Source organism: Streptococcus sp. DD11 (assembly GCF_001578865.1).
GTDB classification, from domain to species: domain Bacteria; phylum Bacillota; class Bacilli; order Lactobacillales; family Streptococcaceae; genus Streptococcus; species Streptococcus panodentis.
In genome coordinates, this window is record NZ_KQ969393.1 from 138,672 (window position 1) to 150,073 (window position 11,402).

Consider the following 11,402-nt stretch of genomic DNA (forward strand, 5'->3'; position numbering starts at 1 on the left):
GGAAATAGCCCAGCTTAAAGAATATGGTAGAAAACTGTTTCATCAATCCCTTTCCTCCCTTTGGACAAAGAAGCGGCCGCTGCCCAGATCAATCAGACGGACAGGCTGCGGATAAAAGAGATCCAGAGTTTCCTTGGTCAGGACTGTCTCGGTGGGGCCCTGAGCGGTGATCTCCCCCCCTTTTAAGAGCAACAGGTGGTCCATGACAGGGGTGATTTCTTCGGCATGGTGAGTGACATAAAGGATAGTCGGCGCCTTTTTCAGCCGAGCGATGCTCTCAATCTGATCCAGCAGCCGCTCACGGGCAAAGAGGTCTAGGCCGCTGCTGGCTTCATCCAGAATAAGCAGTTCCGGCTCTTCCATGAGGCTGCGGGCAATCAGCAGCAGCTGCTTTTCTCCCTGAGACAGGCTGGCATAGGTCCGGCCAATCAGCTCCTGGCCGCCGACAGAAGCCAGCATTTCTCTGGCTTCCTCCAGCTCGGTCCGGCCGTACTGGCGATAGAGCATGCTGCTCTTGTATTTGCCGGTCAGGACAATTTCCTCAGTCAAGAGGCGGCTGGGCAGACGCTCAGCAATGAAGGAGCCGACCACGCCAATCCTGCTTCGCAGCTGGGGGATGCCGCCGGCGCCAAACTCCGTGCCGAGAACCGTCACCTTCCCTTCCGTTTTCCAATATTCGGCCATGAGGAGCCGCAGCAGGCTGGACTTTCCTGAGCCGTTGAGCCCCAGAATGGCCCAGTTTTCCCCTTTTTGAACCTGCCAGTTCAGATTTTTTAAAATGTTTTTGCCTTGTTTTGTCAGGCTGACATTTTCCAGCGTGATAATCTGTTTCATTTTTATTCTTTCTTTCGTCAAATCCCCTCTATTATATCAAAAATTATGGTAAAATAGCTGGAAGGAGAGTAAAAAATGTTTCATAAAAGCAAGCTCATGTTTTGGACCAGTGAGGTCCTCTTACTGACCATTATCTTCTTTATCTGGCGGCAGATGGGAGATATGATTACGCCTGTTGTCAGCGTGCTCAATACCATTTTGATTCCCTTTCTGCTGGGCGGTTTCCTTTATTATATCACCAATCCTCTGGTTGAATTTCTGGAAAAACGATTGAAAATCAACAGGCTTGTTGGCATTCTGCTGACCCTCTGCCTGCTTTTCGGCCTCATTGCTCTGGGGGTGATCTACCTCCTGCCTATTTTGATTAATCAGCTGTCCAGTCTGATCAATTCAACGCAGGGGCTCTATTGGGAAATTCAGAGCTGGGTCAATCAGCTGTCGAAGAATGCCCTCTTCAGAAATCTCAATATCCAGTCAACGATTCAGCAGCTCAATCTGTCCTATGTAGATATTCTGCAAAATATCCTCAACAGCGTGACCAACAGTCTGGGCAGTGTGGTATCCGCCGTCGTCAATACGATTATGATTTTGATTATGACGCCGATTTTTCTGGTCTACTTCCTTTTGGACGGGCGCAAGCTCCTGCCTATGCTGGAGAGAACGGTTCTCAAGCGGGACAGGCTGAACCTTTCCAATCTCTTGACCAATCTGAATGCGACGATTGCCCGCTATATCAGCGGTATTTCCATTGATGCCCTGATTATCGGCACCTTGGCCTACATCGGCTACAGCGTGATTGGCCTCAAATATGCTCTGGTGTTTGCCATCTTTTCGACCTTGGCCAATCTGATTCCCTATGTGGGTCCCAGCATCGGCCTGATTCCGATGATTATCACCTATGCCTTTACCGATCCCCATAAAATGGTGGCGGCGCTGGTTTATATGGTTATTGTCCAGCAGATTGACGGCAATATTCTCTATCCGCGGATTGTCGGCGGTGTGATGAAAGTGCACCCAATTACGATTATGGTGCTCTTGCTTCTGTCCAGCAATATTTATGGCATTATCGGCATGATTGTAGCGGTGCCGGTCTATTCTATTCTCAAAGAGATTGCTAAATTTCTGGCCAATCTCTATGACAACCACAAGGAAGCCCAGCAGCAGAAGAAAAACGAGGAATTTGGCATTATTAAGAAATGAGCAGCCTGATACCCGGACTTCTGAAAGCAGCCGATGTTTGCGGCTGCTTTTCCAGTCTTCAGACATCCTTATACGGTCTCTTCTCCAAACCCAGCCTTCTGTAGTGAGGCTAGGCCATCAAGGAAGCCGGTCCTGCTGCCTTTTATCATTTCCCTGTGCACTAAATCTGAAAATATGATATAATCAAAGCTAATCATACTTTTGAGGAGAAAATCAATGGAAGACCCTGGCAGTCAGAGCATTTTATGGCAAGCCTTACTACTGTTTATATTGACTTTATTAAATGCCTTTTTCTCAGCTTCTGAGATGGCGATGGTTTCGCTCAATCGGGCGCGCGTGGAGCAGAAAGCCGAGGAAGGGGATGCCAAGTACGCCCGCCTCTTAGCGGTGCTGGAAAGCCCTAATAATTTCTTATCAACTATTCAGGTCGGGATTACAGTCATCAATATCCTGTCGGGGGCCAGCTTTGCGGATAATTTAGGAAAGATCATTGCTGCCTGGCTGGGAAATTCCGAGACAGCGCATGCAGTTGCCAGCTTTCTGGCCTTAGCCCTGCTGACCTATATCTCCATTGTCTTGGGAGAGCTCTACCCCAAGCGCATTGCTATGAATCTGAAAGACAATCTGGCTGTCCGGGCGGCGCCGGTCATTATCTTTCTGGGCAAGATTGTCAGTCCCTTCGTCTGGCTCTTGTCGGCTTCGACCAACCTGCTGAGCCGTATCACGCCCATGAAGTTTGATGATGCTGATGAAAAAATGACCCGGGACGAGATCGAGTATATGCTGACCAACAGCGAGGAGACGCTGGATGCTGATGAAATCGAAATGCTGCAGGGGATCTTCTCTCTGGATGAACTGATGGCGCGGGAACTGATGGTGCCGCGGACGGACGCTTTCATGGTAGATATTCAGGATGATACCAAGGAAATCATTGAGAGCATTCTCAAGCAGAGCTTTTCCCGGATTCCTGTCTATGACGGCGATAAGGACAAGGTCATCGGTCTGATTCATACCAAGCGTCTCCTGAATGAAGGCTTTACCAATGGTTTTGACAATATCGTCCTGCGGAAGATTTTGCAGGAGCCGCTCTTTGTGCCCGAGACCATGTTTGTGGATGACTTGCTCAAGGAACTCCGCAACACCCAGAACCAAATGGCCATTCTCTTAGATGAATACGGCGGTATGGCCGGTCTGGTGACTCTGGAAGACCTCTTAGAAGAAATCGTCGGAGAGATCGATGATGAAACGGATAAGGCGGCAGTAGAAGTCCATGAAATCGGCGAGAACACCTATATTGTCATGGGAACCATGACCCTCAATGACTTTAATGAATACTTTGAGGTCGAGATTGAAAGTGATGATGTGGATACCATTGCCGGCTACTACCTGACCGGTGTGGGGACTATTCCTGATCCTAAAGAGCGCATCAGCTTTGAAGTGGAAAGTCAGAATAAAAAGCTGATTTTGACCAATGACAAGGTGAAAAACGGCCGCGTGACCAAGGTCAAGGTGGAAATATCAGAAATTATCGAAGAAGCAGATGAATCGACTGGCAAATAGCCAGAACTGACCAATTTAAACAGGCTTTCGCAGGAGAGTCTGTTTTTGATTTTCAAGATGTGGCGGGATTTCATTCATAATGTGACCTTTCACTCCCCTCGGACTGTTTTAGGTTACAAAGTAATAAAAGATAAACCAAATGACGATAAAAGCGGATAGACTAGAAAAGTTTGTGTATCTGGCTTCTATATTTTATGATAAAATCAATATAAAAAAGGAGGTTTTCATGAGCAAACAAATCAAAACAGCCGTGCTGTTCTTATTTTGCATTTTTGCACTTGTAGGAGGAGGTAAGTTTTACATGGACAGAATGAAAGTGGACAATCTCTATCGGCACGGTTTTCAGCTTTATGAGGAACAAATCGCAACCTACCTAAAAGAACATTACAGCGGTATCAGTAAAATCGAATTTTCTCCGATTTTTAAAAGTGGAGGAAGGGGAGAAGGATTTGTCCACGCTCGTATTGTTCCCGTAGTTTATGATAATTATGGAAATAAAGTTTATTTGCGTAACGATGGAACTATCAATACTCTGGTGCCTAATTATGTTTTGACTTCTGGAATTGAATTGGATTTTAATGTCAATGATGGTTCAGAAATTATCTATTTGTATAATGAAAAAAATGAATCTGTTAAAGTAGGACAACATCAACATCTCCCAGAACAGTTGAAATTACAGACGTATAAGAGTACGGATGCAATAATTGCAGCCTATTCACAAAAAGAGGCTCTAAAGGGAGTAGAAAAAAATAACCAAGGCAGTCCTAAAGCTAAAATTGTCTATAATTTAGAAATCAAACGAGTGGATGAACGAGAGGTAGGTAAATGGAAGTAGCATACCAATTTATTCAAGGGGAGATGATGCGAAGAATTTTCCATATGATTAATTGAGTTCTTGTTATTTGTTCTTCTCTTTTTGTAGTAAAATTAATATATAAAGAAAAGGAGGTTTGTATGTCTAAACGAACAAAATCTATTCTTTTATCTTTGCTTTGTTTTTTTGTACTTGTGATAGGAGGTAAGTTTTATATGGACAGAATGAAAGTGGATAATCTCTACCGGCATGGTTTTCAGCTCTATGAAGAACAAATCGCGATCTACCTAAAAGAACATTACAGCGGTATCAGTAAAATCGAATTTTCTCCTATTTTTATCAGTGGGGGAGGAGGAGAAAGTTTTGTAAATGCTCGTATAGTCCCAGTTGTTTATGATAGTTATGGAAATAAAGTCTATCTACGAAATGATGGAGTGCTAGATATGGCAGTGCCAGATTATGGAACCCTTGCTGGTCTTGACTTAAGCTTTAATGTCAATGACGGGTCAGAGATTATCTATCTGCGAAATAATGAACGCGAGTCTGTTAGCTCAGAAGTATATCAACACCTTCCAGAACAGTTAAAGTTACAAAAAGAGAAATTTACGGATGAAGTGATGACTGCTTTTTCTCGTGAGGGACATCTAAAAGGTGTAGAAAAAATAACCAAGGCAGTCCTCAAGCTGAAATTGTTTATAATTTGGAAATTAGACGAGTGCAGGGAAGAGAGGCTTTCGAATGGCAGTAACACACCAAGACATTCAGTACTTACAGAAAAATACCAAAGATTTTTCAACAGATTCATCTCAAAAAAAAATAGTAAATACGGATACAGGCCAAAAATTTCAAATCATTGACCGCGTGGAGGGGGTCACTCAGGCTATCGCGGCAGCTCCCTTGGATGCCAATGGAGAGCCCATTCTTTCCCAGACCATTGTGACAGTCGCAGGGACCCAGCCAGTTTTTGCCAACCCAATCAGTTCAGACCATTGGGCATCAACCAGCAATGCAATTGGGGGTGCTTATGGGGATGGAATGACAGCTCAGCATGAGGATATTGAAGCTTTTTATCAGCGTGTCCAGAAGATTACAGAAGTAGATGACAAGAAGCTAAACCAGCCGGTCAGGATTTATGCCATGAGTGGTTTTAGTCAGTCAGCGACTCCAGTTGTCAAGGTAGCAGCGGACCATAACGTCCCTATGGTTGTCAATTATACAGACTGGGGTGCTCAGGCTGCTCTCGATAAGGGGAATTTTACTGCCAGTGATTTAGCTTATATCAATCGACATGTTACGACCTATGATGCTAATACGAAAGATACGACCATAATGGATAGTAGCGGTGGACGGATTCCTTACGCTAATATTATTTCCCGTGAAGGCACTCAGGGACTGCATACGCCCGAAAAAGACCATACTCCTGCAGGATTCTACATTATTGGAAATAAACTTGATACAGAATGGTATGCTAAGAAGGGGGGAGTTTGTATCAGGGATGTCTCCAGAGCAGGTGCGTTTGGCAGCTAAGGTAAAAGCTTCTCGCTATCCAAAGGGAGATCAGCATAATGAAGCTTACTTCATTCATGAATATTATGAGACATTTCCGCCCAAGATTGGCAATATGCTGGATTTGGACTGGTATGCTAAGAAGGGGGAATTTTTCGTCGGTATGACGGAGAAGCAGGTACGCAAAGTCGCTAAAATCAAAGCTGAACAGTCACCTATTTGGAATAAGCAAGATGAAGAATACTATGTGAAAGAGTACAAGAAGATTTATGGCGATTTTGTACCCGAGGCTGGATACAAGCGCTTGTTGACCATCAATCGTGCGATTGAGACAATTTCTTCGGTTCAGTCTAGAATCTCAAGTCTTAGTGGAAGTCAGTTGATTTATCTACGAAAAGATCTTGTGACTGCAGTTGCGGATTTAGCTGAACAGCAAGGAGCAGAGTTTGAAGCTCAAATCAGTCAAAAGCTGAATGAGTATAAGCAAAATATTGAAGAGAGGGTGTCAGCACTCCAAGCGATAGTTTATAGTACAAGAATCTATTTATCGGATGGAGAGGTGGAATCACTCTTGTCTCAATTTACATTGGAGACTTGCTGGGACAGTGGAATTGAAGAAGCAACTCTAAGTGAGGCAGCTTCTTACAAACAAAAGTTGGATACTTTTGGTTTCAATATACGTCAAGCAGCTGAGAGACTCGAAGAAGTAGATCGTCAAGGAAGTTTACAATTTCGCAGCAAATAGGAGGAACTATGGCAAATCTTAGTAAGATAGAATTAACAGCGAACAATAATTTTGTCGAATTGATGAAGGCCCAAGAACGGAAAATGATAAATGCTTTGATTCAATTGCAGAAATCGGAATTGGAAGAACAGTCTAATCTCTTAGCTGCCTGGTTAGCCGAGCAAAAAGCGCAGATGTCTGATTTTGCCGCAGTTACTCTCAAGGGGAGTCTAGAGGGCGGATTTTCAGGGGAAGCTGCTACAGCTGCTGCGGATTATCTGACAAGTATTCCGCAAGCAAATCTGCAAAACCCAATTAAATGAGGAATGCTATGGAAAAGATATTCAAGCTGGAAGAAGATTACAAGAAAGAAATAAAAAATATAGAGCAAATGGAAGAAGTACTGGATGCTATGAGGACGGATGCTCGGAGAAAGACAGATGCATGGATTGACCAATTGCTTTATTATTCTAGAAATCATTCAACAGATGAGATATACCCAACGCTTAATGAGATGCAGGACAATATGGACCAATTTGATGTATCTATCAGAAAGCATTTTGACACGCTTAGTGAAGAGAGGGAAGAAGTAACGGCTAAATATCGGAAAGATCTGGGACGACTGGAGGAAGAATATTATAAAAGAAAGAAAGCCGAGGATTCTCAACTTTAGCTTGATATATATATCCTGCACCAGCGCAGAAGCCTTGTTCGGAAACCATATGTTGTATCAGTTCGCCTTAAGCGGTCGGTACACAAGCAAACGACGGAGTCGTTTCATTGCTAAACAAAAAGACCTCTGCAGCGGCTGACCAAGTCTTCTCCCTGTTAAGAGACGATTTCGTCCTCTGTTTCCCACTATTCAAAGAAAGCAAATGAAAGAAGAATCGTTCCTTTCTGAACAAGTCTAGTATAAAAAATAAAATGGGGATAGATAACGCTGGCTTTTAAGCTTCCTGCAAGTTTTTTATAAGCCTGTCTTAAGTTTCTGGGTTTATACTAAGACCATCAAAACAGAAACGGAGGGCAGTCCAATGACGCCAGAAGCTATTTTATATCACCTACAGCATTTCACCCTTTCAAAATGGAACCCAACTCCATAAGTCCCTGCAGCACTATTATTTAAGTATAAAGTTACAGTAAGAAGTATAAAGCAAGTATAGTATAAAGAATAAACCTCTAAATATTTTTTCATAATTTTTTTCATATAAATCTCCTAATACAATCAAGGGCAGATTCCTAGGAGTTTGCTTCATTCATAACAATGCAACTGTCCCTCTGCTGGCTGGAAAGCAGAGGGGCTTTTTGTGCAGACTGCAGAGACAGCGGGCTAGGTGATTGATACTTTTCGAAAATTTCCTCAAACCACATCAGTCCCAACAGTCTGGGGACTAAAAAGGTTTGGGGAACCTTTTTAGCCCGAGCCTGAAAATAGGAAAGCGAGGGGAGGTTTGGGGAACCTTTTTAGCCCGAGCCCAGAAACAAGATGGTGAGACAGGCTGCAGATGAGAGGCTGTCCCAGCTTCAAATGGCTGTACTTTAGAGGCTTCCTCACGGAAGTTTTGTTCATCAGCTTAAAACCTCCGCCGGACTATTTAATCTATCTGCGTTGGTTTGTCTTGTCAGCATTCTCATCGCTCGAGTGTGAGCTCTGGTCTTTTTGACGTTTGGCAAAGTCTACAAAGCGAAATTTATCGAGCTTGTGCCGGCTTTCGGTATACTGAAATTGGCGGCCGTCAGCCAGATAGACCTGCGATTTGACCGATACGATATGCTGGTCCTTGCCCAGATCCATGAGAATCTTATCCCGGTCATTGGCATGGTCAATGGTAAATTCTTTTTTGGCGTAGGCGATGTCCAGGCCAAGGTTGTTTTCCAGATAGTCATAAATGGACTTTTCACCGATTTCCCGGGTCAGATGGGGGATAATCTCCTTATCCAGATAGTCAATGTCAAGGACAGACACCACTTCGTCGACGATACGCTGGCGGATGATCCGCCAGACCAGCCGATAGGGAGGAAAGCCAGTGACACTGGAAAGCTTTTGATCCACTGTGATTTTTTCCAGACTGACGACATTGGTCTTTGAGTGCATCCCATACTGGCAGACCAGCTCCTGATAGCTGGTCAGTCTGGACACTGGAAAGTCAAACTGCTCCTGCTTGATGACTTTGGAGCCTTGTCCGCGGACCTTTTCAATCAGCCCTTCCTCCTGCAGCAGGGCCAGCGCCTTGCGCACCGTATCGCGGCTGACCTGATAATCATGAACCAGCTGGTGCTCGCTGGGCAGGAAGTCTCCGATTTGGTATCTTTCTTCCAAAATATCTTGCTCAATCTGTTTAAATAACTGTTTGTATTTTTTCATGTTTTCTCCACTTGTATTCTTTTTTGCATACAACCTAGAAAATTTTACCAAAGATTCCGCCGTTTTTCAACAAACAACTTGCATACAACTTTGGTATCGGTTACAATATTGTTTAGAAACTTGTTAGGAAACTAACGAAGATAAAAAAATAAGGAGAGTGCTGGATTTTCATTCAGCCAGTAGTCAAATGGGAAAATTTGAAAAGGATGCCAAAGATTTGCTGGAAGCAATCGGCGGCAAAGAGAATGTCACAGCTGTTAGCCACTGTGCGACTCGTATGCGCTTTGTCCTTGGTGATGACAAGAAGGCTAAAGTCAAAGCCATTGAAGCCATTCCTGCTGTAAAAGGGACCTTTACCAATGCCGGTCAGTTTCAAGTCATCATTGGCAATGATGTGCCGATTTTTTACAATGACTTTGTCGCTGTATCAGGCATTGAGGGAGTCTCTAAGGAAGCAGCCAAGTCTGCTGCCAAGAGCCATCAAAATCCGGTGCAGCGGGTCATGACAACACTGGCTGAAATTTTTACACCGATTATCCCAGCCCTGATTGTCGGTGGTTTGATTCTGGGCTTCCGCAATGTGCTGGAAGGGGTTCAGATTCAAGCCCTGGGCCAAAAAATGATTGATGGGGTAGCCCAGTTTGCCAAAGACGGTGAGCCTATTTACAATACGATTGTCGATGTTTCTAAATTCTGGAGTAATGTCAATGACTTTCTTTGGCTGCCGGCACAAGCTGTCTTTCATTTCTTGCCGGTAGGCATCACCTGGTCTATAGCTCGTAAGATGGGGACCAGTCAGATACTGGGAATTGTGTTGGGGATTTGTTTGGTTTCACCGAATTTGCTGAATGCCTATGATGTAGCTACTACTTCTAAAGAGATAATTGCTGAACAGTATACTTGGTACTTTGGCCCTCTTGAGTTCCATAAATTTGGTTATCAAGGACAGGTTATTCCTGCCTTGTTAGCAGGTTTGTCTCTTTCTTATTTAGAAATCTTCTGGCGCAAGCGAATTCCAGAGGTCATTTCTATGATTTTCGTCCCTTTATTGTCTCTGGTGCCTGCCTTGATTTTGGCACATACTATCTTAGGACCGTTTGGCTGGTGGGTTGGTCAAGGCCTGTCTAAAGTTGTATTTGCTGGTTTGACAGGGTCATTTAAATGGCTCTTTGGTGCAGTTTTTGGTGCACTTTATGCCCCATTTGTTATTACTGGTCTTCACCATATGACCAATGCTATCGATACTCAGCTAGCCAATGACTATGGCGGAACTGCTCTCTGGCCAATGATTGCCCTGTCCAATATCGCCCAAGGTTCGGCAGTCTTGGCTTACTATTTCATGAAGCGCAAGAATGAAAAAGAGGCACAGATTTCTCTTCCGGCAGCGGTTTCCGCTTATCTGGGGGTCACTGAGCCAGCCCTTTTTGGGGTGAATGTCAAATATACCTATCCATTGATTGCGGGAATGATTGGTTCTTCCATTGCTGGTATTTTGTCCCTGACCTTCAATATCACAGCAACGGGTATCGGTGTCGGTGGTTTGCCTGCCATTCTCTCTATCCAAGCCAAATATTGGCTGCCCTTTATCCTAGTCATGCTGGTTGCGATTGCGGTTCCAATGTTTCTGACTTTCTTCTTCCACAAGACAGGATTCCTGACCAAGACAGAAGAGGATCCAGAACTGCAGGCTGAGTTTGCAGCGCAGGAAGAAGCGGAATTTTCCGCCCCTGCTGAGGAAGCAGTGGCACAGGAAGTGTCTGTTCTCAGCCCGCTGGCTGGTGAAGTTAAGGAATTGAGCCAAGCTGCGGACCCCGTCTTTGCTCAAGGAGTGATGGGGCAAGGTGTGGTCATCATCCCTAGCGAGGGTGAGTTGGTATCACCGGTCGATGGCAAGGTGACTGTCCTCTTTCCAACCATGCATGCAGTCGGCATCCAGTCGGACCAAGGAGCGGAGATTCTGATGCATATCGGCATGGATACGGTCAATCTTGAAGGCAAAGGATTTGAAGGCCATGTAGCCCAAGGAGACAGGGTCAAGGCCGGCGATAAATTGATTTCCTTTGATATGAAGGCAATCAAGAAAGCTGGCTATGTGACAGAGACTCCGGTCATTATCACCAACCAAGATCAATACCAGACGGAGCCAGTAGGTGAGCTTCCGCGCGTGGTAGAGCGAGGCAGTCAGCTGATGACCGCCAAACCGCTTTAAAGAGCAATGAATGAACCACAAAAAGGGATGGGAGCTTTGAGCGCTGTCCCTTTTCTCAAAAGAAAAAGGAGAAAACATGACACTTGATAAAACAAAGGTCGTTTACCAAATTTATCCCAAGTCTTACAAAGACACGACTGGAAACGGTGTGGGCGACCTGCAGGGAATTATTGAGAAGCTGCCTTATCTG

At 44.5% G+C, this 11,402-nt stretch carries 11 protein-coding genes; 9 read left to right on the plus strand and 2 right to left on the minus strand.

Annotation, left to right across the window (positions count from 1 at the left end; translation table 11 throughout):
• Positions 1-42: 42 nt before the first annotated feature.
• Positions 43-834 carry an ABC transporter ATP-binding protein gene (locus STRDD11_RS03940; RefSeq protein ID WP_128835622.1) on the minus strand — a complete coding sequence of 264 codons (792 nt, stop codon included), beginning with the start codon at positions 832-834 and terminating at the stop codon, positions 43-45.
• A 75-nt stretch (positions 835-909) separates the two neighbouring features.
• On the opposite strand from STRDD11_RS03940, the gene STRDD11_RS03945 reads away from it, so the two are divergent.
• From STRDD11_RS03945 to STRDD11_RS03975, 8 genes are all read left to right on the plus strand, one after another.
• A complete protein-coding gene (locus tag STRDD11_RS03945; RefSeq protein ID WP_128835624.1) occupies positions 910-2,034 on the plus strand; it encodes an AI-2E family transporter in 1,125 nt (374 codons plus the stop codon).
• Positions 2,035-2,250: 216 nt separating this feature from the next.
• Complete coding sequence (locus STRDD11_RS03950; protein WP_128835626.1) at positions 2,251-3,594, plus strand: hemolysin family protein; 1,344 nt, start codon at positions 2,251-2,253, stop codon at positions 3,592-3,594.
• A 226-nt stretch (positions 3,595-3,820) separates the two neighbouring features.
• Positions 3,821-4,429: a hypothetical protein gene (locus tag STRDD11_RS03955; protein WP_128835629.1), complete on the plus strand. Its 609-nt coding sequence runs from the start codon at positions 3,821-3,823 to the stop codon at positions 4,427-4,429.
• Between the two features lie 119 nt (positions 4,430-4,548).
• Positions 4,549-5,265, plus strand: a complete 717-nt coding sequence (locus tag STRDD11_RS03960; RefSeq protein WP_241209306.1) for a hypothetical protein — start codon at positions 4,549-4,551, stop codon at positions 5,263-5,265.
• Positions 5,147-5,935 (plus strand): hypothetical protein, encoded by a 789-nt coding sequence (locus STRDD11_RS14155; protein ID WP_241209307.1) that lies wholly within the window; start codon positions 5,147-5,149, stop codon positions 5,933-5,935. Before STRDD11_RS03960 ends, STRDD11_RS14155 begins: the two co-directional genes overlap by 119 nt.
• Positions 5,925-6,659 (plus strand): hypothetical protein, encoded by a 735-nt coding sequence (locus STRDD11_RS14160; RefSeq protein ID WP_241209308.1) that lies wholly within the window; start codon positions 5,925-5,927, stop codon positions 6,657-6,659. Before STRDD11_RS14155 ends, STRDD11_RS14160 begins: the two co-directional genes overlap by 11 nt.
• Positions 6,660-6,667: 8 nt before the next feature.
• Positions 6,668-6,961 carry a hypothetical protein gene (locus tag STRDD11_RS03970; RefSeq protein ID WP_128835631.1) on the plus strand — a complete coding sequence of 98 codons (294 nt, stop codon included), beginning with the start codon at positions 6,668-6,670 and terminating at the stop codon, positions 6,959-6,961.
• A gap of 8 nt (positions 6,962-6,969) precedes the next feature.
• Positions 6,970-7,311, plus strand: a complete 342-nt coding sequence (locus tag STRDD11_RS03975; protein WP_241209309.1) for a hypothetical protein — start codon at positions 6,970-6,972, stop codon at positions 7,309-7,311.
• A gap of 927 nt (positions 7,312-8,238) precedes the next feature.
• Here the strand turns inward: STRDD11_RS03975 and treR are convergent.
• On the minus strand, positions 8,239-9,003 hold the full coding sequence (treR, locus tag STRDD11_RS03980; protein WP_128835636.1) for a trehalose operon repressor: 765 nt from the start codon (positions 9,001-9,003) through the stop codon (positions 8,239-8,241).
• A 187-nt stretch (positions 9,004-9,190) separates the two neighbouring features.
• On the opposite strand from treR, the gene treP reads away from it, so the two are divergent.
• Complete coding sequence (treP, locus tag STRDD11_RS03985) at positions 9,191-11,212, plus strand: PTS system trehalose-specific EIIBC component (RefSeq protein ID WP_128835638.1); 2,022 nt, start codon at positions 9,191-9,193, stop codon at positions 11,210-11,212.
• Positions 11,213-11,402 lie beyond the last annotated feature (190 nt).